The organism is Hamadaea sp. NPDC051192 (assembly GCF_040682475.1).
GTDB classification, from domain to species: Bacteria; Actinomycetota; Actinomycetes; order Mycobacteriales; family Micromonosporaceae; genus Hamadaea; species Hamadaea flava.
In genome coordinates, this window is sequence record NZ_JBFBAZ010000113.1 from 1 (window position 1) to 26,312 (window position 26,312).

22 protein-coding genes are annotated in these 26,312 nt (G+C 66.8%); 12 read left to right on the top strand and 10 right to left on the bottom strand.

The genetic code is table 11. The features are described from left to right. The 6 genes from AB0M47_RS32330 to AB0M47_RS32355 all read left to right on the top strand — a co-directional run. The coding region (locus AB0M47_RS32330; protein WP_363420794.1) for a substrate-binding domain-containing protein at positions 1 to 438 on the top strand (438 nt) is incomplete at its 5' end. After that, complete coding sequence (locus AB0M47_RS32335) at positions 438 to 2,033, top strand: FAD-dependent oxidoreductase (protein WP_363420796.1); 1,596 nt, start codon at positions 438 to 440, stop codon at positions 2,031 to 2,033. The genes AB0M47_RS32330 and AB0M47_RS32335, both read left to right, overlap by 1 nt. Positions 2,034 to 2,068: 35 nt before the next feature. Continuing rightward, on the top strand, positions 2,069 to 3,328 hold the full coding sequence (locus AB0M47_RS32340) for a sugar ABC transporter substrate-binding protein (protein WP_363420798.1): 1,260 nt from the start codon (positions 2,069 to 2,071) through the stop codon (positions 3,326 to 3,328). Positions 3,329 to 3,354: 26 nt separating this feature from the next. Continuing rightward, on the top strand, positions 3,355 to 4,281 hold the full coding sequence (locus tag AB0M47_RS32345) for a sugar ABC transporter permease (RefSeq protein ID WP_363420800.1): 927 nt from the start codon (positions 3,355 to 3,357) through the stop codon (positions 4,279 to 4,281). Then, the gene (locus tag AB0M47_RS32350) at positions 4,271 to 5,116 is read left to right on the top strand and encodes a carbohydrate ABC transporter permease (RefSeq protein WP_363420802.1); all 846 of its coding nucleotides are present in this window, start codon (positions 4,271 to 4,273) and stop codon (positions 5,114 to 5,116) included. The genes AB0M47_RS32345 and AB0M47_RS32350 overlap by 11 nt, the downstream gene beginning before the upstream one ends. Then, entirely contained in the window at positions 5,113 to 6,105 is a 993-nt protein-coding gene (locus tag AB0M47_RS32355) for a LacI family DNA-binding transcriptional regulator (protein ID WP_363420804.1), read from the top strand. The genes AB0M47_RS32350 and AB0M47_RS32355 overlap by 4 nt, the downstream gene beginning before the upstream one ends. Here AB0M47_RS32355 and AB0M47_RS32360 read toward each other — a convergent pair. Together AB0M47_RS32360 and AB0M47_RS32365 are read right to left on the bottom strand one after the other, a co-directional pair. After that, the gene (locus AB0M47_RS32360; protein WP_363420805.1) at positions 6,084 to 6,284 is read right to left on the bottom strand and encodes a hypothetical protein; all 201 of its coding nucleotides are present in this window, start codon (positions 6,282 to 6,284) and stop codon (positions 6,084 to 6,086) included. The two genes, AB0M47_RS32355 and AB0M47_RS32360, sit on opposite strands and share 22 nt — an antisense overlap. Before the next feature lie 164 nt (positions 6,285 to 6,448). Continuing rightward, a complete protein-coding gene (locus tag AB0M47_RS32365) occupies positions 6,449 to 9,490 on the bottom strand; it encodes a tetratricopeptide repeat protein (protein WP_363420807.1) in 3,042 nt (1,013 codons plus the stop codon). 251 nt (positions 9,491 to 9,741) lie between these two features. Between AB0M47_RS32365 and AB0M47_RS32370 the strand changes: the two genes are divergently transcribed. The 3 genes from AB0M47_RS32370 (at position 9,742) to AB0M47_RS32380 (ending at position 13,156) form a co-directional block, all read left to right on the top strand. Further along, positions 9,742 to 10,584: an LLM class F420-dependent oxidoreductase gene (locus AB0M47_RS32370; protein ID WP_363420809.1), complete on the top strand. Its 843-nt coding sequence runs from the start codon at positions 9,742 to 9,744 to the stop codon at positions 10,582 to 10,584. A gap of 206 nt (positions 10,585 to 10,790) precedes the next feature. Continuing rightward, a complete protein-coding gene (locus tag AB0M47_RS32375; protein WP_363420811.1) occupies positions 10,791 to 11,564 on the top strand; it encodes a class I SAM-dependent methyltransferase in 774 nt (257 codons plus the stop codon). Between the two features lie 155 nt (positions 11,565 to 11,719). Then, complete coding sequence (locus AB0M47_RS32380; protein WP_363420813.1) at positions 11,720 to 13,156, top strand: hypothetical protein; 1,437 nt, start codon at positions 11,720 to 11,722, stop codon at positions 13,154 to 13,156. A gap of 346 nt (positions 13,157 to 13,502) precedes the next feature. On the opposite strand, the gene AB0M47_RS32385 is transcribed toward AB0M47_RS32380, so the two are convergent. From AB0M47_RS32385 to AB0M47_RS32400, 4 genes are all read right to left on the bottom strand, one after another. Beyond that, positions 13,503 to 13,865 carry a hypothetical protein gene (locus AB0M47_RS32385; RefSeq protein WP_363420815.1) on the bottom strand — a complete coding sequence of 121 codons (363 nt, stop codon included), beginning with the start codon at positions 13,863 to 13,865 and terminating at the stop codon, positions 13,503 to 13,505. A gap of 108 nt (positions 13,866 to 13,973) precedes the next feature. Further along, on the bottom strand, positions 13,974 to 14,273 hold the full coding sequence (locus AB0M47_RS32390) for a hypothetical protein (RefSeq protein ID WP_363420817.1): 300 nt from the start codon (positions 14,271 to 14,273) through the stop codon (positions 13,974 to 13,976). Between the two features lie 809 nt (positions 14,274 to 15,082). Next, positions 15,083 to 16,480, bottom strand: coding sequence for a hypothetical protein (locus AB0M47_RS32395; RefSeq protein ID WP_363420820.1), 1,398 nt, complete (start codon positions 16,478 to 16,480; stop codon positions 15,083 to 15,085). A 241-nt stretch (positions 16,481 to 16,721) separates the two neighbouring features. After that, positions 16,722 to 18,746, bottom strand: a complete 2,025-nt coding sequence (locus AB0M47_RS32400; protein WP_363420822.1) for a prolyl oligopeptidase family serine peptidase — start codon at positions 18,744 to 18,746, stop codon at positions 16,722 to 16,724. Between the two features lie 310 nt (positions 18,747 to 19,056). Here AB0M47_RS32400 and AB0M47_RS32405 point away from each other — a divergent pair, with 310 nt between their 5' ends. Beyond that, on the top strand, positions 19,057 to 19,881 hold the full coding sequence (locus AB0M47_RS32405; protein WP_363420824.1) for a M55 family metallopeptidase: 825 nt from the start codon (positions 19,057 to 19,059) through the stop codon (positions 19,879 to 19,881). Between the two features lie 946 nt (positions 19,882 to 20,827). On the opposite strand, the gene AB0M47_RS32410 is transcribed toward AB0M47_RS32405, so the two are convergent. Beyond that, positions 20,828 to 21,142: an HNH endonuclease gene (locus tag AB0M47_RS32410; RefSeq protein WP_363420826.1), complete on the bottom strand. Its 315-nt coding sequence runs from the start codon at positions 21,140 to 21,142 to the stop codon at positions 20,828 to 20,830. Between the two features lie 4 nt (positions 21,143 to 21,146). Further along, positions 21,147 to 21,395: a hypothetical protein gene (locus AB0M47_RS32415; protein WP_363420828.1), complete on the bottom strand. Its 249-nt coding sequence runs from the start codon at positions 21,393 to 21,395 to the stop codon at positions 21,147 to 21,149. A gap of 113 nt (positions 21,396 to 21,508) precedes the next feature. Here AB0M47_RS32415 and AB0M47_RS32420 point away from each other — a divergent pair, with 113 nt between their 5' ends. Both AB0M47_RS32420 and AB0M47_RS32425 read left to right on the top strand, forming a co-directional pair. After that, a complete protein-coding gene (locus AB0M47_RS32420; protein WP_363420829.1) occupies positions 21,509 to 22,114 on the top strand; it encodes a hypothetical protein in 606 nt (201 codons plus the stop codon). 256 nt (positions 22,115 to 22,370) lie between these two features. Beyond that, positions 22,371 to 23,378: a hypothetical protein gene (locus tag AB0M47_RS32425; protein ID WP_363420831.1), complete on the top strand. Its 1,008-nt coding sequence runs from the start codon at positions 22,371 to 22,373 to the stop codon at positions 23,376 to 23,378. Between the two features lie 109 nt (positions 23,379 to 23,487). Here the strand turns inward: AB0M47_RS32425 and AB0M47_RS32430 are convergent, their stop codons facing one another. Both AB0M47_RS32430 and AB0M47_RS32435 read right to left on the bottom strand, forming a co-directional pair. Continuing rightward, positions 23,488 to 24,381 carry an aminoglycoside phosphotransferase family protein gene (locus AB0M47_RS32430; protein ID WP_363420833.1) on the bottom strand — a complete coding sequence of 298 codons (894 nt, stop codon included), beginning with the start codon at positions 24,379 to 24,381 and terminating at the stop codon, positions 23,488 to 23,490. Then, positions 24,378 to 25,583, bottom strand: a complete 1,206-nt coding sequence (locus AB0M47_RS32435) for a helix-turn-helix transcriptional regulator (protein WP_363420835.1) — start codon at positions 25,581 to 25,583, stop codon at positions 24,378 to 24,380. Before AB0M47_RS32435 ends, AB0M47_RS32430 begins: the two co-directional genes overlap by 4 nt. Positions 25,584 to 26,312 lie beyond the last annotated feature (729 nt).

Consider the following 26,312-nt stretch of genomic DNA (forward strand, 5'->3'; position numbering starts at 1 on the left):
CACACGCCGCCCGCGCGCGCCCGGCGCGGCGCCGTCGTGGCGGCGTCGGCCGACGGCCGGCTGGCGTTCCTGCTGGTCGGCGACGAGCGCGTCGCCGACCTGCCGCGGCTGGCCAGGGCCACCGAGGCGACCCTGATCATCGCCGAGGACGCCTTCCTGACCGAAGACGTCATCCACGCGCTGGTCGAAGCCGGAGTCGACGTGCCGGGCGAGATCTCGGTCGCCGCCCTCGGGGAGGTACGCGGCCATCGCGCCGCGAACCGTGAATTGACCGGCTTGCACGTGCCGAGGATGCAGATCGCCGCCGAGGCGCTGGAGTTGTTGCAGCAGCTGATCACCACCGACCCTCAGGAATGGGCGAGCCTGGAGACGCAGCGGCTGCTGATGGCCGAGGTCGAGACCGGCGGGACCATCGTCGCCCGATCGGCGGTGTCCTGATGCGCGCGATCGCCACCGACGTGGCGATCATCGGCGGCGGGCTCGGATCGGTAGCCGCCGCGCTCGCGTTGCTCCAACGCGGCCGCCGCGTCGTGATGACCGAGGAGTACGCCTGGCTCGGTGGGCAACTGACGTCGCAAGCAGTGCCGCCGGACGAGCACATCTGGGTCGAGCAGTTCGGCGTCACCGCCCGCTATCGGACGCTGCGGGACAACATCCGGCGGTATTACCGCGACCACTACCCGCTGTCGGCCGCGGCCCGCGCCGAGCGGGAACTGAACCCGGGCCGCGGCCGGGTCAGCCGGCTGTGCCATGAGCCGCGCGTGGCGCTCGCCGTGATCGAAGCTCTGCTCGCTCCGTATCGGTCCAGCGGCCGGCTGACCGTGTTGCAGCCAGCGGTTCCGGTCTCGGCCGACGTCGTCGACGGCGTGGTCCGGACCGTCACGGTGAAGGACCTGCCGAGCGGTGCCGAGATCGTCATCACGGCGCAGTTCGTCCTCGACGGCACCGAGACCGGCGACCTGCTGCCGCTCACCGGGACCGAGTACGTCGTCGGCGCGGAGGCACGGTCGGACACCGGTGAGCCGAGCGCGGCCGAGGTGGCCGACCCGACCAACGTCCAGTCGATCGCGTGGTGCTTCGCCTTCGACCACGTCGCCGGTGACCACACCATCGACCGGCCCGCCGACTACGACGAGTGGCGCTCGTTCGAGCTGCCCTTCTGGGGCGGTCCGATGCTGTCGTTCGTCGCACCGAACCCGCGGACGCTGGTGCCGGAACAGCGAACCATGATCGTCAACCCGAATCGCGACAACTCCGGTGATCCACGGTTCGACGCGGGTGATCAGGATCTGTGGCAGTTCCGGCGCATCGCCGCCCGGCAGACCTTCGCCGAAGGCCTGTACGACAGCGACATCGTGCTGGCCAACTGGCCGCAGCTGGACTACGTCGGCGGCTCGATCATCGACACCGACGAACGCAGCCGGCACCTCGCCGCGGCGAAGGCGCAGTCCCGGGCGTACGCGTATTGGCTGCAGACCGAGGCACCGCGACCCGACGGCGGACGTGGCTGGCCCGGACTGCGGCTGCGAGGGGATCTGGTCGGGACCGCCGACGGCTTCGCCCAGGCGCCCTACATCCGGGAGTCCCGGCGCATCAAGGCGCTGACCACCGTCCGCGAGCAGGACATCTCGATCAAGGCCCGCGGATACGACGGCCCGGCCCGTTTCGACGGCTCGGTCGGAGTCGGGATGTACCGGATCGACCTGCATCCGTCGACCGGCGGCGACAACTACATCGACGTCGAGTGCGCGCCGTTCGAGATCCCGCTGGCCGCGCTCGTTCCGGTACGCGTCCAGAACCTGTTGCCGGCGGCCAAGAACATCGGCACCACCCACATCACCAACGGCGCGTACCGGCTGCATCCGGTCGAGTGGAACGTGGGGGAGTCCGCGGGGGAACTCGCCGCGTTCTGCCTCGACCGCAGCTTGAGCCCACGGCAGGTAGCGACCGATGCCGACCTCGTCGACCTGTTTCAGCAGCGTCTCGTCGAGGCCGGCGTCGAGCTGCACTGGCCCGAGGTCGTCGGCTACTGAGCCGCGCCCAACACTCACCTAAGAAGGACGCGATCATGATGAATGCACGGAAGACGCTCGGCGCCCTCGCGCTGACGGCGATGTTCGGGCTCAGTGCGGCCTGCGCCGGGCCGGCGGCCGAGACCTCAGGCCCGGCCGAGCTGCGGATGACGGTCTGGACCTCGAACGAGGCTCAGCTGAAATTGCTCAACTCGATCGGCGACGCGTACAAGGCCGACCACCCCGACGTCTCGAAGATCACCTTCGAGAGCCTGCCGTTCGCGGACTACAACACGACGCTCACCACCCAGATCGCCGGTGGCAACGCGCCGGACCTCGCCTGGATGGGTGACCTGTCGAAAGACCTCATCGCCTCCGACGCTCTCGTCGGGCTCACCGACAAGCTCAAGACCACCGACGGCTGGCAATACGACGACCTGCTCTCCAGCGTCACCGCGGAGTACAGCCGCAACGGCACCCTGTACGCGTACCCCTTCTCCAACTCGCCGTACGCCCTCTACGTCAACACCGACCTGCTCGCCAAGGCCGGTCAGAAGATCGACCCCGCCACGCTGACCTGGGATCAGGTCGCCGCCGCGGGCGCGGCCGTCCACGAGAAGACGGGCAAGGCCGGTTTCGTCGTCCGCGACTTCGACTACAAGTCGTGGAACGTGCTGGCCACCGTCTGGACCGGCTGGGGCGCGGCAGCGTGGAGCCAGGACGGCAAGACGTGCACCTTCGCGAGCCCTGAGATGCAGAAGGCCTTCTCCTTCCTGCACGACGCGGCGTTCACGACCAAGGCGATGCCCAGCCCGGGCACCACCGCGGACTTCTTCGCCGGTGACGCCGCGTTCACCATCGCCCAGGTGTCGCGCGCCTCACTGCTCACGGGCTCGTTCAAGTTCGGGCTCTACCCGCTGCCGGCGGGGCCGGCCGGCAAGTACGCCGTGCTCGGGCAGGCAGGAGTCGGCGTACTGGCCTCCAGCAAGCATCAGAGCCAGGCCACCGACTTCCTCGCGTACCTGACGAACCCGTCGAACGCCGAGAAGCTGGCCCAGTTCTTCCCGCCGCCCCGCAAGTCGTTGCTGACCGGGGCCAAGCTCGCCGCGAACAACAAGACGCTGAGCGCCGAACAGCTGCAGTCCGTCGTCGTCGACCAACTGCCGACCGCCGTCACGTTGCCCAACCACACCAGCCCCGCCGAGATCGCCCAGAAGGGCAAGACCGCGCTGGACGCCATGTGGAAGTCCGACGCCGACATCCCCGCCGTGCTGCGCTCGGTCTGCGCCGCAATCGAACCCATTCTGGCCAAGTAGTGTCGGCCACCACGAAAGACCGTGTCGTGTCCCGGGCGTCTGCCAACGTCCGGGGCACGGCCCGGCCGCCCTTCTGGACCACCCGCCGCCGAGACGTGCTCACCGGCTATCTGTTCATCACACCGCAGCTGGTGGGGGTCCTGCTGTTCGTGCTGATCCCGGTCGGCCTGGCGATCTGGTACAGCCTGAACGACTGGAACGTGTTCACCGGCAAGCAGACCTTCGTCGGAGCCGAGCACTACACCGCTCTCGCGTCCGACCCCCAGCTGCCGTCGGTCCTGCTCGCGACGGCGATCTTCTCCACCGGCGTCGTGATCCTCAACATCACCCTCGGACTGCTCATCGCCGTGCTCCTCAACCGCCGGTTCCGCGGCGCGACCCTGTTCCGCACCCTGTTCTTCTCGCCGGTCGTCGTCTCCGTCGTCGCCTGGACGCTGGTCTGGGGCTTCCTGCTGCAAGACAACGGCGGCATCAACGCAGCGCTCGCCACGATCGGCATCACGGGACCGAACTGGCTGCAGCACGGGGACACCGCCATGCTGTCGGTGATCATCACCCAGGTGGTCCGCAGCGTCGGCGTCAACATGGTGCTGTTCCTGTCGGCGCTCCAGGGAGTGCCGTCCCAGTTGTACGAGGCGGCCCGGATGGACGGGGCAGGCAGCCGGACGATCTTCACCCGGATCACCCTGCCGCTGATCTCGCCGACCGTGCTGCTGACCGCGATCATCACCATCGTCGGCGCGCTGCAGTCCTTCGCACAGATCGCCGTCCTGACCGGCGGCGGCCCCGAGCTCAGCACGACCGTGCTGGTCTACTACGTCTTCCAGCAGGCCTTCGAGTTCAACAACATCGGCTACGGCTCGACGCTCGCCCTGATGCTGCTGTCCTTCGTCATGCTGCTGACCTTGCTGCAATGGCAGCTTCGCCGGAAGTGGGTCTTCCATGAGCAGTGAATCATTGAACTCGCTGGGGCGACGCGTTCTGCTGGTGGTGGCGCTCGGAGTCCTGGCGATTCCGTTCGTGGTGCCGACGATCTGGATGGTGGCCGCATCGGTCAAGCCGCTGCCGGAGATCTTCGCCTCCCCGCCGTCACTGTGGACCGATCACCCCACGCTGTCGGCGTACTCCGAAGCCTTCACCTTCCAGCCGTTCGCCCGGCAGTACTTCAACAGCGTCTACATCGCCCTGCTGGTCACGCTGATCACCTTGCTCGTCTCCAGCCTCGCCGGGTACGCCTTCGCCCGGATCCGCTTCCCCGGCGCGAACGCCCTCTTCGTGGTGGTGCTCATCGGCCTGCTGGTGCCGAGCGAGGTGACGATCGTGCCGCTGTTCCAGATGTTCAAACGAGCCGGGATGATCAACACGCATTGGCCGCTGATTCTGGTCACGGCGTTGGCCGCACCCTGCGTCCTGGCCACCTTCATCATGCGGCAGTTCTTCATCGCCCTCCCGGTCGAGCTCGAGGAGGCGGGCCGGTTGGAAGGCCTCGGCCGCCCCGGAATCTGGTGGCGGATCTGCGTACCGCTGGCCAAGCCCGCGCTGTCCGCCGTGGCGATCCTGACCTTCCTCACCTCGTGGAACCTCTACCTCGAACCCACCGTCTACCTCACCTCGCCGGAGTTGTTCACGCTGCCGCAGGCGCTCACCCGATTCACCGACGCGTACGGCGGCGAGATGTGGAACACCCAGCTGGCGGCCGCCACGATGACGGTCCTGCCGGTGCTGATCGTCTTCATCGTCGCCCAGCGCCAGTTCGTCGAGGGCTTGGCTCACTCGGGGCTCAAATGAGACGGCTGGTGGACATCGCCCAGCACGCCGGCGTCAGTGAGGCGACGGTGAGCCGAGTGCTCAACGGCCGATCGGGGATCTCCGACTCGACCCGCAACGCCGTCCTCACGACGCTGGACGTGTTCGGCTACGAGCGGCCGGTCAAGTTGCGCGGCGAACGCCCGCGTCTGGTCGGGCTGGTGCTGCCGGACCTGCTGAACCCGATCTTTCCCACGTTCGCCGAGGTCGTCGGAGCAGCGTTGGTCAAGAAGGGCTTCACGCCGGTGCTGTGTACGCGCACGAGCAGAGGCGTCTCCGAAGGCGACTACGTCACGATGCTGCTCGGCCAGCAAGTGTCCGGCGTGATCTTCGCCGGCGGTGCGTACGCACAAGCCGACGCGGACCACGAGCACTACGAGCGGATGCTGCAACGCAAACTGCCGGTCATCCTCATCAATGCAGCCGTGGACAGCCTGGGCTTCTCGCGGGTGTCCACCGATGACGCGGCGGCGGTCACCAAGGCGTACAGCCATCTGCGCAGCCTCGGTCACGAGCGGATCGGCCTCGTGGTCGGCCCGCCAGGGCACGTGCCGTCACAACGCAAGGTTCAGGCGTTCCCCGGTGAGCCGAACCTGGTCGAACGCACGATCCTGTCGCTGGAAGGCGGACACGTCGCGGCCGTCCGGCTGCTCGAGCGTGGGGCGACCGGGCTGATCTGCGCCAGCGACGTGCTCGCCCTCGGCGCGATCCGCGGCGCCCGCAACAACGGGCTGGCCGTCCCCGAGGACGTCAGCGTGATCGGATACGACGATTCCGCCCTCATGACCTGCGTCGATCCACCACTGACGACGATCCGTCAGCCGATCGAGGAGATCGGACAGACAGCCGTGTCACTGCTGGAGGCTCAAGTCGCCGGCAGCCCGCTGGTCAGCGACGAAGTGTTGTTCGAGCCCGAGCTGGTACTTCGGCGCAGCACGGCATCGGTGGCTCACAAGATCGGGGCGTCATAGGTCACGCCGTCCTGCATGTCGACGGCAACGCCCACGAACGATCCGGGGCTGATCGGGTTGTCGGCGAGGAACCGCAGCACCGTCCCCTCAGGATCGGGAGCGTCGAGATACGTCCCGATCGGCGACGCCGGAGCACCGAGGCCACAGTCTTCGGCACGCGCACCCTTGGCCGGCGTCATGACTCTGGCCGTCGACCACAGTTACGACTCGCTACTGAAGGCAGCCACCTGCGGCGGAAGGCGTGCCACGCACCTCCCGTCGCGGGGCCGATCGAGGCTCGCATGTTCCCAGCACGGCCATCGCAGGCCTCGCGTCCCGAGATCGCCGGCGACGGCGGCATGGGTCACCCCGTACTCGAGTGTGGTGCCATCTCGGCCAGCGCCTGCTGGGCCTCTGCTGCCTCTGGCATGCCGAGTCCTTCGTAGAGGGCCAGTGCCGTTTCAAGGTGTGTTCGAGCTTGCTCGATGTCTCCACGTGCGTTCAGGGCTCGACCGATCCCCAGATGCGCGCGGGCCTGTTGGTTCTTCACGCCGATCTCCTCAGCGACGGCCAGTGCCTGCTTGTGCCGGTCCACCGCTCGATCGAAGTCGCCGGCCAGGAACGCTGCCTCCGCCAGGCCGTTGAGCGGGTACGTCTCGGACGCGCGAACCCCGGTCCGGCGGTCGATCTCCAGCGCTTCGGCGAACTTCGCCGTCGCAAGCTCCACATCGCCGAGGCGAAGCAGTAGCATCCCCAGCTTGTCCAGGGTATGAGCCTCGACCGTGGGCGTACTGAGTTCTTTGAGAATGGTCAGCGACTCATCGAGATGCGCCGCCGCCTCGGCGTATCGGCCCAACGTGGTTTCCACGACAGCGAGATTCGTCAGCGCGTTTGCTTCGTGCGTCCGCACGCCGAGAACGTGGAATCGGTCGAGTGCCTGCTGCAAGTAGTCGCTGGCGTCGGCGTGGTGGCCCAGGCGCTGCTCGAGGTTGCCGAGGTTGTTGAGGGCCATCGCCTCGCCCTGAGCGTCGCCGGTCAGGCGGGCGACCGCGACGGCCGAACGCATATGTGTCCGTGCCTCGCCGTGCCGACCGAGCCGGACGAGCGTGACACCGAGTCCGGTGAGAGTTCGGGCCTGGCCGGCGCCGTCGCCGCACTGCTGGAACAGCGTCACCGCTTTGCGCTGGTAGTCGACGGCCAGGTCGAGTCGGCTCGTGCGACCGTAGGCCGCGCCGAGCTGCCGCAGCGCATGAGCCAGACGGCCGCTATCGCCGTCTCGTTCGGCGGCCGCCCTGGCCAGTTCGTTAAGTGTGATCGCCTCGGTGGTGTGTGCGTCGATCAGATATCGATGCACGATACGGGCGAGATCGACTGCGTAGGTACCGTCACCGGCAGCCGCGGCATGTGTTGCGACTGCGATGAGCCCGAACCGTTCGTTGTCGAGCCACCGCTGTGCGTCGTGGTTGGCCGACAAGTCGGGGACGGCGGCGGTGCGGGCAGTCCGAACGGGCCGGTCTGCGGCTTCGGCCGGGTGCAGGCAGTCCATCGCGTCCGCTGCGGCCGTCTGGTAGTAGTCGAGCAGCTGCCGCACGGCGTTGCTCCGCTGCGCCTCGGTGAGCTCAGTGGCGGCCAGCTGTCCAGCGTAAGCCCGCAGCAGGTCGTGCAGACCGAATCGACCGGGTCCCGCCCGGTGCACGAGGTATGCGCGAGCCAGCAGCGCCAGGCTCTGGCGAGCCTGCCCGACCGGTGCGCCGGTCAGTGCGGCGACCGCGTATGCGTCGACGTCGGGGCCGGGATGCAGGCCGAGGAGGCGAAACGTTGCGAGGGCGGCTGCGGGCAGGTGCTGAGTGGACCAGGACAACACCTCCCCGACGGCGGCGTACGGGTCACCTCCGGCGTCGAGCAGGTCGAGCCGGGACTGCCGATCGGTCAGTTCGGCGGTGAGTTCGGCCAGCGTGCTGTCTGGCCGTGACACGGCCAACTCGGCGGCGACACGCAGTGCCAACGGCAGCCGCGCGCACTGTTCGGCCAGCAGCGCGACGGTGGCCGGCTCTGCCTGCGCCCGCCGCCCAATCAGCCGGCCCAGCAGGACGGCCGACTCTTTGTCGCTCAGCAATGCCAGGTCGACCCGGTACGCCCCGTCGATCGCGACAAGCCCGGCAAGACTGTCGCGGCTGGTCACCACGACCAGACAAGACCCAGAGCCCGGCAACAGCGACCGCACGAGAGCCACCGTCGAGGCATTGTCGAGCACGAGGATCATCCGCTTGCCGGCGATCTCGCTTCGGAACCGGGCAGCCTGGTCGTCCACTCCGACAGGGATCTCCCGGTCGGGCACACCCAATCCGACGAGGAGGCGGGCCAACGCGTCGGCGACGTTCATCGGCTGCTGAGGATCGTAGCCGCGCAGATTGAGGTAGAGCTGACCGTCGGGGAAGCGTTCGGAGACCCGATGAGCCCAGTGCACCGCCAGGGCCGTCTTGCCGACTCCTGCGGTGCCGCCGATCACCGCGATCCGGATCGCCGGACCTGGCTCGTCGAGCAGCCGATCGAGTTCGTCCAGTTCGTCGGCCCGCCCGGTGAACCCGGCAGTGTCGGCCGGCAACTGCGCGGGCCGGCGGGACCGAGCCGGCGGCTGCGGCGCAGGCTCGGCCGGTTCTGGCGCCTCCCGCAGGACCAGGTGCGGATCGTGATGCAGGATGCGGTGGTGCAGGTCCTTAAGAGCGGGTCCGGGTTCGCTGCCGATCTCGTGGACCAGGCGTCGGCGCACCAGCCGGTAATGGGCCAGAGCATCGGACTGGCGGCCCACCGCGTACAGAGCCAGGAGGTATTGCGCGGCGAGCCGTTCGTCCAGCGGATGACCGTCGACTGCTTCCGTGAGGTCGGCAAGGAGAGCGGCGTGCGCACCCGCACGTAGAAGCACATCATTGCGGTCGAGGACGGCTGCCCAGCGTTCCCGCTCCAGCCCGGCGGCCACAGCGTTCAGCCAGTCGCTGTCAAGATCGTCGAACGGCGTACCGCGCCACAGGGCCAGCGCCTCGCGCCACAGCTCGGCGGCTTCGCCGACGTCGGCGACGCGGGCCTGGCCGACCAGATCACGGAAACGATGCAGATCCACGGTTGCGGGGTCGACATCGAGCAGATAGCCCCGACCACGCCGGACGAGGTTCGGCCCGTCCGCCGCTTCGAGCGCGGTACGCAGCCGCGACAGATAGGTGTGCAGGGTTTGCCGGGCCCGTTGCGGGGCCTGGTCGCCCCACACCCGGTCGACGAGTTGGTCGGTGGTCACGGGCATGCCCGGTGCGGCCAGCAACACAGCCAGCACGGTGCGCTGGCGGGTCGGTCCCAACTCGACGGCGCCGTCGAGTCCGTAGGCCGTTACGGGTCCCAAGATGCAGAACCGCAAGACGGCTCCCTTCCGGCCGGGACTGTGGGCCGCGTGCGGGTAACACCGTAGGCGACGCCCGCCACCGGGCAAACACGCCAACGGTGAGGACCATCGCCCGCGTCAGCCGCCAGGCGGCGCCGGGCGTGGCCGCATCGCCGCCGCCCGCGCGATAGCGGTTTGACCGTCCAGGCTGGGCAGCGGCTCTGGTCAGCGCGTTCGCGCGACATCCGAGCCGAGGGCGGGAACACCGGACCGCTAGCCTTCGACGGGTGCGCTTCGCCTTCAAGACATCGCCACAGGACACCACCTGGACCGACCTCCTGCGGCTGTGGCAGGCCGCCGACGACGTCGACGTGTTCGAGTCCGGGTGGACGTCGGACCACTTCCACCCCACGCACGCCGCCGACCCGCTGACCCCGCGCCTGGAAGGCTGGACGACGCTGGCCGCGCTCGCGCAGGCCACCCAGCGCCTGCGGCTGGGCACCCTCGTCACCGGTGTGCACTACCGGCATCCGGCCGTACTGGCCAACATGGCCGCCGCAGTCGACATCGTCAGCGGCGGCCGCCTCGAGGTCGGACTGGGAGCCGGCTGGAACGCCGACGAGTCCGACGCGTACGGCATCGCGATGGGCACCGCCGCGCAGCGCAGCGACCGCCTCGAAGAGGCCTGCCGAGTGCTCATCGGGATGTTCACGCAGACCCGATTCGACTTCGACGGCGCCCACTACCAGCTACGTGGCGCGTTGTGCGAGCCCAAACCCGTCCAGCGGCCACATCCGCCGCTGTGCGTCGGTGGCACCGGCGAGAAACGCACCCTGCTGACCGCAGCCCGCTACGCCCAGCACGCCAACTTCGACACCCCGACCCCGGCGCAGTTCACCCGCGCCCGCGCAGTGCTGCACGGGCACTGCGCCGCCATCGGCCGCGACCCCGCCGAGATCACCGTGTCGGCCCAGGTACGCCACGACGGCGACCCGCACGCCACCGCCGCGGCGGCCGCCGAGCTCGGCGTACTCGGCGCCGACCTGGTCATCGTCTACCTGCGCCCGCCCTACACCCCGGCGATCCTGGAACCCCTGGCCCCGGCGCTGCTCGCGGTAGGCGGTCCGTAGAAATCGGCCGCCCTTGGTTTCGGCCATGGTGCGGGTCGTCGCTCCGGTCCGGGGTGACGCACGGCGCATGGCCCCCTCCGCCGCAGTTGCCGTCGCGATCCATGGTTCCGAATACCGGTGGCGTCGTCATCGCCCGGCGAGGCGGCCGGGGCAGCCCGCCGGTCGCGGCTTGTGTCACCTCAGCCCACCATGTCATGGTCGGCATCGTGACCACCAATGAGGACACTTACGGCGGTCCCGCAGCCGCACTCTATGACCAGTATTTTCCCATCGATGACCGGGCGCTGAACACCGCCGCCTTCCTATCCGGCCAGGCCAGGGCAACCGGCGCGGTCGAGCCGATCGCGCTGGAGCTGGGCATCGGAACCGGGCGGGTGGCCCTTCCGCTGTCCGAACGCGGCGTCAAGGTCTTCGGAGTAGATCTCGAGCCCGCGATGCTGGACGTCCTGCGCACCAAACCAGGGGCGGACCGGCTCTACACGACACTCGGCGACATGACTGACGCCGATCTGCTCGCGTCGGCCTCCGATGGGGCGCCATACGACCTGGTGTACTGCGTGTTTGGCACGCTGACCGCGCTGCCCGACGCCAACGCGCAGCGACGCTGCCTGGCCGCGATAGCCTCGGTGCTCGCACCGGCGGGGCGCCTCGTCCTCGAAATGCCGGTGCCGGACCTGAGCTCGTTCGACAAGCAGGGACGCCGCGTACGCCACCTGGGTCGGCGAGGCGACGGCACCGTTATCGAGACCGGACGGTTGAACCCGATGACCCAGACGATCGAGTTTGAGGTGTCGACTCTCTCGCCGACGACCGGTGTGACTATGCATGCGGTTCACAGCCGCTACGTGTGGCCCTATGAACTCGAACTTATGGCCGAGCTGGCCGGGTTACAGAGTCTTGAACAGCACGGCGGCTACGGCGGCGAGAGCTTCACCCGAGACAGCCAGGTTGTTGTGACCGTCCACATCCGGCGGCGCTGACCCTCGGCCGCGTAGGTACCAGGCGATACCGTGACATCAGCCGCCACACCCTAGACTTTAGTCGGATACCGCGCCTTCTTTCTTCCGTTGCTCGCTCCGCACGCCACTGCTGATCATGGCAAGGCAAGGCGAACACGAGGGAAGGAATCATCCAGATGAGACGGATCATGCACGTGACGGTGGCAGCCGCATCGGTGCTGGCGATGACGGCGGGTCCCGCGTCACCGGTCGCCGCCGCGACATCGGCGCAGATCACCGTCCGGGCCGACCGGCCGATCGCGGCGCTCGACCAGCACGCGATCGGCGTCAACACCTACCTGTCGAACCCGAATCTGACCAACGCCGCGGTCCCTGGGCTCCTGCGCCAGGCGGGTCTGCGCAGGCTGGTCTTCAACGGCGGCCCCATCAGCGACCTCTACCACTGGGCCGACGGCTCCCTGAGCCCGGACCCCGACATCGCGGAGCACCCGTCGGACTACGCGGCGCTGCCGCCGCAGTTCACCTTCGACCAGTACGCCACCGTGGCCCGCTCCTCCGGCGCGGACATGATGGTCCACGTCAACTACGGCACCGGTACGCCCGCCGAAGCGGCCGCCTGGGTGCACTACGCCAACCAGGTCCAGGGGTATGGCGTGCGCGACTGGGAGATCGGCGAGGAGGTCTACCTCAACGGGTACTTCGAAGACATGAACTTCGAGCCGGACGCCCACACCGACCGCAGCCCGCAGGCATACGCCGCCAACGTCGTCGCGTACTCGCAGGCCATGAAGGCTGTCGACCCCAGCATCAGGATCGGCGTCGGGCTGTTCGTCTCCGGACCGGATGCCAGCCCCTTCCGCGACTGGAACGAGACGGTGCTGAGCATCGCCGGGCAGGCCATCGACTTCGTGGACCTGCACTGGTATCCGTCGAGCTTCATCGGCAGCGCACCGGCCGACCTGCTCGCCGCGGCGGAGTACGCGATCCCGGCGATCCTGCCGGACACCCGGGCGATGGTCGACGAGTACGCCGGGCCGGAAACGGCCATCATGATCGGCGAGATGAACTCGGCCACGGCGGCGGGACCGGACCAGATCGCACAGTTCAACGCGCTGTTCCTCGCCGCGCATTCGTTGTCCCTGCTGGCCAACGGCGCGGAGAGCGTCGATGTGTGGGCGCTGCACAACTGGTCGTTCCCGACCGGTGACCTCGGCCTGCTCGCCAGCGGGTGCGCGTCGACCGGCTGCGACGTGGCCGACGACACGCCCTATCCGTCGTACTTCGGGATTCAGCTCGCGACCGAGGTCGCCGGGCGCGGCGGGGTGCTGCTGCAGACCACTTCGACGGACGAGTCGGTGCTCGCGTACGCCAGCCGGCGGCCCGACGGAAGCATCGCCGTCCTGCTCGTCAACACCGACCCGACGCGGGCGCATCGCGTACAGCTGGACGTTGCCGGTCAGAAGATGAGCCGAGGTACCACGGTGCACTCTTTTCAGCCTGGTGACAGCGGCCTGCGCAGCCACCATGACAACGCGCCGATCGGCAGCTCGCGGATGCTGGCTCCGTACTCGGTGACGGTTCTCAGCACCGGTCCTTGTGCGCCCGTGTCGTAGGAATGTGTCAACGCTGAGCGCAGGGCTGCTGCTGTACGGGTCGCGGACGGAACGATCCAGCTTCTGCTCGGGCACATGGGTGGGCTGTTCTTGGCCCGCAAAGTCCCGGTGTCTGGTCGATTCCGAAGGGTGAATACCCGGCCGACGAGGGCCCGCAAGTGGCGGCCCTGCGCAAGTTCGAGGGACGTGACCTCTAACGACTCTTTACACGGAGGACTTCGGGGCCAGACTCGCGGCATTCTTGAGGGAAGAGGGCGACGAGGTGGCCGTCTATGTGACGAATCACCCAGCACCGGTCTGCTCCGACCTTCGGCATGGCCCGCCACCGACAATCGGACGAAGCTGATCAGGCATTTCTGGTGCGGTTGCTGGCCCGGAACTCATCCACGAATGTAAAGAACAGATTCAGCGGGCTGACGCCTGTAGCCTCGGCCTCGCGGCTGATCTCCGCAGCCCAGCCAAGGGAACTATGCCGCCCCAGCCTCACCCAAAGCCATTCGGCGAAAGCGCCGGCCGGCCAGAACTCGAAATCCTCCCCGATTCCATGGACTTCCAGCGCGACCCGGTACCCGATCAGCATCGAGTGCAGCTCATCGAGCGACCGCACCCACATGCCCGGACGAAGGCGTACTTGTTCGAGGAAGCCGAAGACGTCGGTCAGCTCGTGCAGTTGCCGAGGTCGACGCTCGCCGGAGACCATCTCTGACATGGGCTTGAGCCTATCGACGATGGACCTTCCGGCGTGACCCCGCTGTGCCCGGTGCATCCGAAGGGCGTGTAGGCCACGCATGTTCAGGCTCAGGATGTGCGAACTGCGCTAGCCCACCGAGGGTGCGAACAGTGTGCGTGTCTGGGTGCCGCCGCCGAACACGACGGTGCTGCCGCCGGCGCGGGCGACTGCCTCGTCCCAGCCCTGTGGAGCCTTGTCGCCAGCAGGCCCGCCGAGCCTGGGGAACAGATACCCCGCATCGCCGGGTCCGTCCACGACGCAGACCGTGAGCCGATTCATCAACGACCAGCCCTCATCCGGCCCGGTGGGGACTTCGACGGCCAACGATAGGACGGGTTCGCCGTCGCGCAGCTCGAACGTGACCAGGTCTGGGTTCAGGAACGACACCCGACGATCATCCGCGCCGTGGGGTGCCGAGGCAACCCTATGAAGGCTCGGATATCGGTCGTCAGGCGGCGTCAAACCATTCCCCACCGGTGACCCAGTGCTTGACCCAGCCGGCGAACCCGGGCTCGCCGGTGGTGTGCCCGAACCCTGCGCCGAAAGGGGTCGCGCCCTCGCCGGTGATCAACCAGATAAGCCCAGCAGTGGCCCCCCAGCTCGCTTTCGGGCCGATCGTCCTCCTCCCACAGCCACTCGGAGGTGAGCGGAAATGGTTTGCTCAGATCGCGTGCCGGCCGGTCGTCGCCCCAGTCATCCGGCACCTTGGCGAGCCCAACCAGCCCGTAGTCCGGCGGGCGACCCGTCAGAGACCTCGGCGACGAATGACCGGTACGGCTCAGGCAGCACAATCCCGTGCTGCTCCTCGAAGCCGCGTACTGCCGCCCATCCCAGCGCCGAGGCGTCGTCATCGTCGATGGACAGAGCCAGGCGAGTCGTCTCGAGATCAGGAGGATCGACATGCTCAGTGATCACGGCCCAGTTCATATCAGCCGGCTCTGACATCGCCTGCCCAAGCGATCGCACCTGAGCAGGTAACTCATGAGATGGGCATCGAGGAGATGCCTTTCACGGGGGGATGTTCGCTCGGTGCAAGCTAAGGGTTGAGATGAGGGGGTTGGTGCAGCAGCCGCCCCGTGCTACTGCGTACCTTCCCGCCCATTGCATCCGAGCACACCGCGAGCACATGGATTCCGGGCTTGGCAGTCTGGCGTGAGACAACGAATTGGAAGATCAATCGGCGTCGAGAACCTCGGCTAGCTGTGGTTCAGCTTGGTGAGCGCCCTGGTGGCCGCAGCGGTCAGCGCCTCATCCCAGATGATGTGTTGGACCAAGCGGCGTTCGCCTGTGCGCAGCTGTTCCAAGAGGGGGATTGCCGGCGTTGCGGCCGCGCCCATATCGGCGAGGTAGCCTGCGCTCGCTATGGCGAGCTCGTGCCACTGGTGGACTGGTTGTGGAACCAGCGCCGCCATGAGCACCGGCAAGGATGGTTGTGGGTCGCCGGTGATCCGCCACCAGGCGTGGGCGGCCTTCACTTGCGTCCACGCGCCCGTCGAGGTGAGGCAGCCTCGGACGCTTTCGGCGCTGGCCTGAGCGAGCTGTCCGAGATCTGCGAGGTAGTCCAGCGCGGGATGGCTCAGGCACTGGCAGTGGTCGGCAGTGCCGATCACGCGCAGTGGCAGGTCGGGGTCTCCGGTAATCCGCCAGTGTGCCCAGGCCGCTGTCTGGTTGGAGGGGCAGCGGACCCGTGCATCTGGATCAAGTGCCAGGCGTGCGAGCCGGGGTGCCGCATCGTGTGCCGCAGGTCCGATCAGGCCGAGGGCTGCCGAAGCCCGGAACGTCCGCCGGCCGTCGAGTAGAGACACAAGTTCGGGTACGGCCTCAGCGCTGGCTGTGCCCCAGGCGGCGAGAATAGGTACCAGGTCTGCCTCGGTCTCGGGGGACAGTGCCTGCCGGAGTGCTGGCAGTAGCTTCCCAGCCTCCGTCTTCAGCCCTGCCAGCACGCTCACCGGCCGATATCCGATCGGCCACCATTGGTGCACCGGCCGATGGTTGAGGATGTGGACAGCCCTGGGATCGCCGATGCGGGCCAGAGCGCCTGCTGCGTAGCCGAAGCCGTCGTCCGCCGTCTCGGCGTAGGCGATGAGAGCATCGGCGTGAGGACGGGCCGCCGCGCCGGCGTTGGCCAACGCCTTAGCAGCATCCCAGCCGATAGGTGAATCTCCGTCAGACAGCGCGTCTGCGACTGCGGCCCACAGGTCTACCATCGGTCTGCGCCACAGCGACGCCAGCCGTGCGACCGCCTGCGGCGCGTCCTGCCGGACCTTTGCGGCGGGATGGCCGAAGACGGCCTTCAGGAACTGGGCGCATTGCTGGGGATGGAACTCGGCTAGCCGGTCGGCGAGTCGACAAGCAGGCCAGCGCCCTGCCCGTGGCCCTTCCGACTCCTGCAATCCAGCACCCGCCTCGGCTATCAACGCTGCCGACAATGCGCCTAGCGAGTGATCCATAGTGGATTTGCGATGAGCTAGCGCCATCAGAGCGTAATACCGTGCTCGCGGGCTCGGACGCGTCAGCTGCTCAACGAACCAACCAGCTGGAGTAGCCGACCGCTCGTCCTGAGCCTTGATCTCGTCTACCCGGTCCGTTTCCACGCAGTTGAACATACCCGCAGCCGGCCCGCGGAAGTCGCAGGCGAAGCGATCGGTTGGCTGCCGCCACGACCGGATTCCAGCGCCTGACACCGCGACGCCTGAGGAACAGTGGACCCCAGCCCCGAACAGCTAGACGCGACAAGGTCACCTGTCACCGGGTCTGCGAATACTGCAAGCTGTCAAGATCGCTTGATAAGCGTACAGCCGTAGTCTGATTCACCTGGTCAGGCTTGCGCGGTCGTCACGCTGGTCCGGCGAGGGTCTGCCACAAGAATTGGATCTTGAGGGCGTCGTTGTGGGCTTGCTGCCGGTGGTCGGCTGCGGCGGCGTGGCCGCCGTCGATGTTCTCGTAGTAGGTGACGTCGCAGCCGTGCTCGGCGAGTCGGGCGGCCATTTTGCGGGCGTGGCCGGGGTGGACGCGGTCGTCGCGGGTTGAGGTGATCAGGAGCAGCGGCGGATATTTCTGGCTGGGCTGGATGTTGTGGTACGGCGAGTATTGGGACAGGTAGGCCCAGTCATCGGGATTGTCGGGGTCACCGTATTCGGCGGTCCAGGATGCGCCGGCGAGCAGGGTGTGGAACGAGCGCATGTCCAGTAGGGGTACTTCGGCGATGACGGCGCCGAACAGGTGCGGGTAGCGGGTGTACATGACGCCGGCGAGCAGGCCGCCGTTGCTGCGGCCCTCCATGCCAAGACGCACGAGTGTGGTTATGCCACGGGCGGCGAGGTCTTCGGCGATCGCTGCGAGGTCTTCGAAGGCCTTGTGGCGCTGGTGGCCGCGGGCGGCTTCGTGCCAGCCGGGGCCGTACTCGCCGCCGCCACGGATGTTGGCGACCACGTACGTGCCACCTCTGGCCAGCCATGTCGCGCCGATGACCGGGTCGTAGGAGGGTGTCGACGGCACGTTGAAACCGCCGTAGGCCCAGATGAGCGTCGGCGGGTTCACGGAGTCGGGGTCGCCGATGACGAAGTACGGCACCTGCGTGCCATCGGCCGAGATCGCGAACAGCTGCCGTACCCGCATGCCGGTGATGTCGAATTGGTCGGGTTGGCGTTTGAGTACCTGTGGTGGTTCGCCGACTATTGCGGCGCGTAGTTCGGCGGGGGCGAGGAAGCTGTATTCGCCGATCAGGTAGTCGTCGTTGTCGTCGGGCTGGGTGTCTTGGATCCACGCCCACCCGAGCTCATTGGTAGCCGGGATTCGGGTGCGTGCCCAGTGGGGTTCGGCGGGTGTGAGAATCTCCAGGCGGCTGGTGACGTCGACCATCTGTTGCAGGATCAGATGATGGCGGGTCCAGTGCCAGTCCACGAGGGCCGACTGTGGCGAGGGTTCGAAGAGCGTGACCATGTCGCGGCTACCGGTGAGGAACGGTTCGAGCCGGGTGGCGAGGAGCGCTCCTGCCGGGTAGGTCGTGGGGCCGGGCGTCCAGGGTGAGCGCAGCCAGATGGTGAGCCATTCGCGGTGGATCGACCAGCCGCTGTCGTCGGGAAGGTCGAGCCGGACGACGGTTCCGTCGGGGGATAGCAGGTGGTGTTCGTTGCGGTAGAAGTCGATCCGCCGGGACAGGAACGTGCGCACGTATCCGGGTGTCGGCTGATGGGTGGCGTAGACGCAGACGTCGTCGACGCCGCCCTCGTACACGATCGGCGCGGTGTCCAAGGGTGTGCCGCGCCGCCACGACCGCACGGTCCGCGCGTAACCGGACTTGGTCAGCGATCCAGGCCCGAAGTCCGAAGCGACGAGGACCAGGTCCCGATCAACCCAGGTGATCGATGTCTTCGCCTCGGGCACGGTGAAACCGTCGTCGACGAAGCGCCGGGTGGAAAGGTCGAACTCACGGATCACGACCGCGTCGCCGCCACCGCGGGACAGGCCGATCAGGGCCCGGTCGTAGTCTGGCTTGCGCACGTTGATCGACGCGCAAACCCAGTTCTCGTCCTCGGCGGCGGCCAGGGCGTCGAGGTTGAGCAGGATGTCCCACTGCGGCTCGTCGCAGCGATAGGAATCAACGGTGGTGCGCCGCCACAGACCGCGCGGATAGGCCGTGTCCTGCCAATAGCTGTACCAGAACTCGCCGTGGACCGTCGGATACGAGATCCTGCGCTCGTCGGCCAGAATCTCGTGGATCTGGGAGCGAAGCCCGCCGAAGATTTCGGTGGCTGTGAGCTTCCCGGTTTCGGCGTTGCGGGCGCGTACCCAGTCCATCGCGGCTTCGCTGTCGATCTCCTCCAGCCATTGCCACGGGTCATCGTCTGTTGATACCACGGCACAACTATGGCGATGATTCCCGCCGTGCACCATAAGTGAGTCCAGTAGCCGTCCAGAGCCCATGCGGTGCGGGCGGTCCGTCGACGGCGGCCTCGCCCGTGCTATGCGTTTCGGATCCGATTTCGATGATCAGATTCCTGCGATCTGCGTCTAGCGGGGCATTGGCGTCATCTAGTGAGGTATTGGCGCGGACGGGCGCAACATGACCCTGAAGAGCGGGTGAAATCGCAGACCACGGACACATGATCACCGCTGCTTTCGTGCCAAGTGCTTCCTTAGGTGAGCGGATCATGGGACGCTCAGCCTCATGAAGATCTTCGTCTCGCTGGATCTGGAGGGTGTCGCGGGCATCGTCGACTGGCAGCAGTGCGTCGCCAGTGGCGACGACTACGCGATCGGCCGCGACCTTGCGCTCGGCGAGGTCAATGCCGCGATCGAGGGCATCATCGCGGCCGGCGGGACTGAGACATTGATCAACGACGCCCATTCGGTGATGCGTAACCTGCCGCCGTCGCTGCTCGCCGGTCGGGCGTCGTACCTGTCCGGCCGGGTCAAGCCGCTCTACATGATGCAGGGCCTCGACCCCTCGTTCGACGCGGTCGTCTTCCTCGGCTACCACTCGGCCGCCGGAACACCGGGGATCCTCTCGCACACCTACAACCCCAAGGCTATCGCCGACGTGCGCCTCAACGGCGTTCCGACCGGGGAAGCAGGCTTGAACGCTCTCGTCGCACAGCACTTCGGGGTTCCGGTCGCGGTCATCACCGGCGATCAGTACGTCGGCCCGGAAGCCGAGCCGTTCTGCCCTGGCGTGACCGCGATCGTCGTCAAAGAGTCGATCAGCCGGTACGCGGCACGCAATCTCCACCCTGACGCGGCCCGTGAGTTGGTGCGCGACGGCGTACGCGAGGCGCTGGCCCGGCGGGGCGAGCTGCTGCCGCCTCAGATCACCATGCCCGCCACGATCGAGGTGCGGTTTACCTCGCCGGACATGGCCGAGCAGGCGACCTGGATCCAAGGCGTACGCCGCCTGGACTTCGTCACGGTGGCGTTCACCGGCGACGAGCCGCTGGCTCTCTTCCAGACGTTCATCGCACTCGTGTACCTCACTCGTTCACTGGTCGAGAGCTGACTTCGGCGGTTCCACGAGGATTGCCGCTTGCCGCTGTTACTGTGCGGCGATCGGTGTGTGAGTTACAGATGCCGATCAATGGAGGAGTCGAGGTTTGACGCATGATGTGGACTGCCGAGGCGGACACGTCCGGCCCGTACAAGCTGCTCGTGTGCGTCCCGCTCGGCACGAGACTCTACGTCCTCGTGGCTGGTCCCGGGGGTCCGGATGCCGGCTCTGGGCCGTGGTCGATGACGATCACTCCATCGACAGGGCAGCCGCTGCAATTCCGGAGCCTTAGCGGGGGCGGTAGTAAGGCCGACAGCGTCTACGTGGCTCAGTTCGATGACCCGCCAGGAGCGCCGGTGCCGCTCGACATCCGACTCGAAATAGACGACGTCGGGGTCTTCTCGACGGTCGCGATGCCCTTTCGGGCAGAGCCGATGTAGAGGCTCAGCGTCACCGACTGACCGGACAGGATAGGGCGGCTTCTGCAACTACCAGTTCAAGTACGAGTTCTACAACATCAACAACCAGCTCGTCGCCTGGATGCCGCCGTCGCCGATCTACTCGTCGTGTGACTACAACACGTACCACCACTTCGAGATCAACGGTAACTACACCATCGGCAAGGCCCTGCGCCGTGTTCTACGTGGGCGGCTCTCAGCGCGCCAAGCAGTGCCACAACATTCTGTCCTCGTAAGTTCCACGTCGTTCGACCTGTCGCCGGGCGCGCTCTCCAGTGCGCGCCCGGCGCTGGCCGTTTGCTAGCCTGGTGGGCGAGGGGCAGCCGTGGACCTGGATTGGATCTTCAGCGATACCGGCCTTGGTCTTGGCCGAGTGCTTGGCTACGTCTTCGTGCCGCTGCTGGCCGTTGGCCTGTTGGCCCTGGAGGCCCGCCGCCTGGTGAGACGGCGGAGGGCCAGGAGGCAGCAGCAGTCTTAGGGGCTGATAATCGCCAACCGCCTCACACGCTACCGAGTTCGACGATGATCGTGCCTTGCTCGCGGCGGCGTTGAGCTGCCCGTTTGGCTCCCTTGCTGGAGTTGCATTCGAGGTGCATGGTCCACGCGTTGTCGGGGTCGAACAGTGCGCCGCCGTCTTGGCGTTCGGTGATGTGGTCGACGCTGGCGCTGCGCAGATGCGGGTGAATCAGGTTCCAGTCGATGGGCTGTCCGCAGCGGGGGCAGATGTAGCCGGGGATGTCTTTGTCTCGGGCGATGATCTGGGCGCAGAAGGTTCGTCGGCGGCGGCCTTGAGCGGCCCAGTCTTCGGTGCCCACAGGTTCACCGGCCGGGGCAGTCCATCGGGCGGGGGATGTCGGCTTGGCTGCCTTCCACGTCGACCATGCGGTGCAGGATCCCGTGCCAGGCGAGCACGGTCGCGACTTGGCTGGCGCTGGTGTAGTAGCCGTCCCCGACGAGGGTCGCGCCGTTGAGTAGGCGCAGCACGCGCCGGGCATGCCGCCAGGCTGGCTTCTGGAGCCAGATCTGTTCGACGGTCCATTGCCCGCAGCAGGTGCAGCGCAGCATCATGGCGTCCATCATGCCGGGGTTTGCGCAGGTCAGCCACGGTGGGGTCGAATCGGCGGATTTTCATGTACGTGTCGCGGCTGGTGTGAACCTGCTGGTTCGCAGAGCATCGCGTCATGAACTGGATGGCGTTCGTCGTCGGCATCTTGCAGGCGCTCGCGTGGCCGGCGGTGGCGGCGCTGGGGATCCTCGTCTTCCGAAGATCGATTGCGGGCGCGTTTAGCCAAGGACTGAAGCGATTGAAGGCCGGTCCGATTGACCTGGAGTTCCTGGACCGGCTGCAAGAAGTTCAGGCAGGTTTCCAGGCGCAGATCACCGGCTCACCGCAGGTTGCGGTGCCGAGCGCCGTCTTCGAGAAACTGAGGGATCTTGCTCGCACGGACCCCGTGTTGGCAGTCGTCTCGGGCTATCAGCTGGTAGAGATCGAGTTGTATTCATTGTGGGGGCCGAATCGCGACATGAAGCTGACGGGATGGCAGCTCATCAGTGAGCTTAGGGACCTTGGGATTCTCACCCGGCCGTCGGCCAACAGCGTTAGTCGCCTAAGGTCACGGCGCACCAGCATGCTTTCTCATCCTGCGGCGATCGCCTTCGAAGAGGCGGAGGAGTATGTTGCTCGGGTCGAGGAGATAATCCACCGACTCCGCCGCCGTGCTGATCGCACTCGGGGCGATGCTCCCGCCCAGCAGATGCGCAGACGTCAGCCTGAAGAGACGCGATAGTTCGGGCGAGTTATCCACACTCTGCCGTTGTCCACAGTTGGGGCACTGGGCGACTGGCCGTGCCGGGGCTGCGGTGGAAGGCTTGTGCCGCGTCGGCGAGGTCACTCCGAGCGTGCCGGCCCGGCCTGCGGGGCGCGGGGGTGCGCAGACAGAAGGCCACCGACGCGCGGACGGGACGTACGCGCGAAATTGACGATAATGATCTTCACGGATCTGTATCGTCTTCGGCGCCCGCCGTCGTCAGAGTGGAGCCTCCGTGCCGACGCTGAAACCGACCACTATGGATCGTCTCGCAATTACGCGCCTGATTTTTGAGCACGCCAGAGAGCAGGCCAGGGGGGCCGAGCCGAACAACATCCTTGCGATCCTGGGGTTTCACGACGCCGTCGAGAACTTCCTCATCCTCGCCTGGGAGCACGTAGGGGGCGTCGGCAGCAGCAACATCAGGTTCCTGGACTACTGGAAAGAGCTGCGTAAGTACGGCGTCGATCTCTCTGGTCATGCTGGCATGGACCGGCTCAACAGAGTACGGGTGGACTTCAAGCACCTGGGCCGTAAGCCCAGCTCCGACGATGTTGCACTCGCGGCGAGCGATACCCATACCTTCTTTGAGGACAACACTCCGCGTGTCTTCGGCATCGACGTGCGTTCGATCGACCTTACCGAACTCGTGAGCCAGGCGACTGCACGAGAGCATCTGCGCGAGGCCGAGGCGCATGTGGCAGCCGGCGAGGTCGTCGCGGCGCTGGGTGAGCTCGATGACGCGTTCAGGTGGCTGCTTCGCGACTACGCCGAGCGGAAGAAGTCCTGGTGGGACCGCGGGCCGTTCACCTTCTCAGATGACAGGCTCAGAAAGCTTGACACCGACCTTCATTACAGCGGCGGGGACCATGACATCTCGGCTTCACGGGGAGCGCAGCAACTGCTACGCGTTGTGACGAACGTGGTGCGGGGGTTGACTAAGGAGATCACTGATCTCCAGGAAGTCGTTGCCCTCCTCGCAACCGGAATTGACTATCGTCGGTACGCGCGCTACTCCATGATCAGGCCCCAGGTCTATCACACCGGGAATGGGGTGCGGCACGTAAAGGGTAACGACCTGATCGAGTACACACAGGAGCATTACGAGTTCAGTAGGTCGTTCGTAATCTACGTATCCCTGCACCTGGCGGCTGAAGACTTCGATCTGGACCTGCATGAAGAGTGGCTCAAGGCCCAACGCACTAGGCGAGAAGACAGCAGGCCGGCCACACCCCCAGGTTAGACCTGCGTTAGCTCGGCGTTGGCGGCCTTGATGAAGCGCCGTTGCGCGGCGGCCATGCGCGCGGTCGCGTTGCCTAACTCAGGCCCGGTCGGCGGGCTCCTTCACGTCGCTACGAAACCACGGCAACCCAGTTCCACGGCCGTGGGCCTTCCCGCCCCTGGATGCACGCCAGGCGGTAGCGGGCTTGGTCGACTCGGGCGGGGTCCTGGTCGGCGATTTGCCACGCGAACGTGACTTTCCGCAGCTCACGGATCGCACGGAGGGTCTCGTAGCCCTCCCACGTGGTCACGTCCAGCCCGTACCCGTCACAGACGGCATGCCAATCTGTTGCGCTGATGGCACCGAAGCTCTCCCGGTCCACCGCCATGGCAGTGAGGTCCCACTCGGGCGGCCCGTACGCGAACCGCTCGAGGTCGAGCATGACGACGCCAGCTGTGGTGGACACGATGTTGCCGCCCCAGGCGTCCCCGTGGACGGCGCACCAAGGTCGTCCCAATGGCAGGCTTGCCCACGCCGCAGAAAGGTCTTCTACCTGTTGAGCCAGCCACGCCCGGTCGCCCTCCTCGAGTTGGCTGGCGCCCTCGACCCGCTCGGCGAGGCGCACGAGCGGATTCAACCGGGGGAGTGTCAGATCGGTGGGAAGCGGCAACGCGTGAAGTGCACGCAGTATCTGCCCGACCTGAATCGGGCTGCCCGCTGTGTGGCTCGGTAGTTCGTGCCAGAAGGTCACCGCGCGACCGTCGGCGCTCACGGGCTGTTCAACGCCCTCGGCCACCTGTACCACGGGGAAGCCGATCGAGGCGAGCCAGCGTGATACCGCGACCTCCTTTGCGGCCACCGCCTGCTGGCCCGGGCGCGTAACCCGTGCCACGATCCCGCCTTGCAGCCGGTAGAGCGAATTCTCGCTCGCGCGCATGAGAGTGGCACCGCCGCTGTCGACGCCGGCGGTGATGCAGGCCGCCTGCAACGCCGGAAGGGCAGGGTCGAGTGCCGTCGCGGTCATGCTCCGACCGCCTCGTCGATTCGCTCCACCAGCTCGACGGCCTCTGGGATGCTCGGGCGGTTCGTGGCCTGCATGCGGAGTGCGATCAGGTCAGTCCGTGCGCGGTTGGATTTCAGCCGCGACGCCGCGTACACCGAGTCCTGTCCGATCGCCGCAGCCTCGCGTGGGTCACCAGCGGCCATGATCAAGGTTGCGAGCTTGATGTTCGACATCGTGCGCGAACGGGTGTAGCCGGGCCGGTGGTTGTTGACCGCGAAGCTGAAGCGGGTCACGGCGTCGGTCCGCCGACCGATCATGGCCAGATCGAACAGGGCGTGGGCGGTGTCGCCCTGGTGCTGGGCTTCGTCGTAGTAGTTCACCCACGCCGGATCGTTGGCCGGGTCCGACTGTGCGAACAGGGCATCCGCCCGGCCCACGGCCGTCAGCGCGTCCTCGGCATAGCCTGGCCCAAGCTTTGCGTACGCGCGGGCGCGAATGGTTTCGATGGTCGTCCGCTCGGTGGCGGTCAGACGTTGCGCGTGGCTGTCTGACTGGTCGAGGTACCCCAGCGCGTCACGCGGCCGGCCGCACCACACTGCTTGGCGGGACATCGACGACAGGATCGAGACCAGGATGTGCGGGTCGTCGGTTTTGGCCGCGCATGCGAGCGCAAAGTTGAACAGTTCCCGCGCATAGGTGTGGTGGAACGCGTCGAAGGCCATGAAGGCCGCCTTCTCTGCCAGGTCGCCGACCGCACTGTGGAGCGCCTGGCGTAGGTCGCTCGGGCAGTCGGCATGCAGGAGACCTTCTGCCCATTGGAGTTGAGCACGTCCGTGGTCGAGCGCCTGTCCTCCGCCGAACGCGTTGTCCCACGTCACCAGGGCTCCGGCGACGACGCGTATTTGGGCAAGATCTTCGGGTGTGACCTTCTTCGGGACTTGGGGTGTCGGCAGCATCCCTGGAACGAGCGCGAGTGGCAGTTTGCCGAGGGTGCGGCGCTTCACCTTGTCGGTCTCCCATGCTGTGAGCAGTTCTCCGCTGGCGTTGAGGAGTTCATCGAGGATTGCCACCTGTGCGCGATCGACGATTCGTTTTCGGTCAGCCAACACATTAGATAGGTGAGAACGACTCACGCTGATGGATCTTGCGAGTGCGTTGACGCTTTTGCCCTGCTCAATGCGTAGACGCTTGAGCAGATCGACAAAGGTTTCCGATGTTTCCACGTATTCGAAACCCTCCGAAACCCTGCGCCTCCTAGCAATTGCTTGATGTGATGGAGACGCTACTCAATAGAGCGCGGGGCGGGGGAGCGCAAAGCCCTCCGCCTCGTAGCTAAGCGTAGGCCCACGCGGGGGAGGGGATCAATGATGGTCATGGCCCTGTTGGCGTTGTCGGCCGACAGCGAATCGACCGGCGTTGTCTTATCGCCGACCGAACGCGCGTCGCTCATGATCACAGTCCGCTATGCACGCGACTGCGGATCTTGTATTGGCTGCCGCTTCACAAACGGCGTCGTCACGACACACCCGTGTCCGGCATACAAGTGGGCCATCCGCACGCTCGGGCTGGCCGGCGACACGGAGGAGAACGGGTCATGATCGCCGAATTGGCCCGGGGAGTCGTCCCGATCCCCCAAAGCGTGCAGGCCGCACAGTCTCTGATCGACAGACACGTCGACACGAATCCCGGCGGCCGATGCCGAGGCTGCGGAGAGATGGCTCCCTGCCCGTCGCGGCACATCGCCCACACCGCCTTCCGCGCGCTCGGAGCCCTTCCACACCGTCGCCCCCGAAGGCGCTGACAAGACTTCCGGCCGCCGTTCCCTGAGTGAGCAGCCGGAGAGCCGACCGGCGAACCCATCTCGCCGATCGGCAGGCAGTCGGGGGGGGGGGGGGGGCGGCCCCCGCCCCCCCCCACCCACCAGAAACATCCACGCGTTAAGACACCCCCCC

Coding starts and splice junctions, on each gene's coding strand:
- AB0M47_RS32335 (WP_363420796.1), top strand. CDS start 438: ATGCGCGCGATCGCCACCGACGTGGCGATCATCGGCGGCGGGCTCGGA.
- AB0M47_RS32340 (WP_363420798.1), top strand. CDS start 2,069: ATGATGAATGCACGGAAGACGCTCGGCGCCCTCGCGCTGACGGCGATG.
- AB0M47_RS32350 (WP_363420802.1), top strand. CDS start 4,271: ATGAGCAGTGAATCATTGAACTCGCTGGGGCGACGCGTTCTGCTGGTG.
- AB0M47_RS32355 (WP_363420804.1), top strand. CDS start 5,113: ATGAGACGGCTGGTGGACATCGCCCAGCACGCCGGCGTCAGTGAGGCG.
- AB0M47_RS32360 (WP_363420805.1), bottom strand. CDS start 6,284: ATGACGCCGGCCAAGGGTGCGCGTGCCGAAGACTGTGGCCTCGGTGCT.
- AB0M47_RS32380 (WP_363420813.1), top strand. CDS start 11,720: ATGAGACGGATCATGCACGTGACGGTGGCAGCCGCATCGGTGCTGGCG.
- AB0M47_RS32385 (WP_363420815.1), bottom strand. CDS start 13,865: ATGTCAGAGATGGTCTCCGGCGAGCGTCGACCTCGGCAACTGCACGAG.
- AB0M47_RS32405 (WP_363420824.1), top strand. CDS start 19,057: ATGAAGATCTTCGTCTCGCTGGATCTGGAGGGTGTCGCGGGCATCGTC.
- AB0M47_RS32415 (WP_363420828.1), bottom strand. CDS start 21,395: ATGATGCTGCGCTGCACCTGCTGCGGGCAATGGACCGTCGAACAGATC.
- AB0M47_RS32420 (WP_363420829.1), top strand. CDS start 21,509: ATGAACTGGATGGCGTTCGTCGTCGGCATCTTGCAGGCGCTCGCGTGG.
- AB0M47_RS32430 (WP_363420833.1), bottom strand. CDS start 24,381: ATGACCGCGACGGCACTCGACCCTGCCCTTCCGGCGTTGCAGGCGGCC.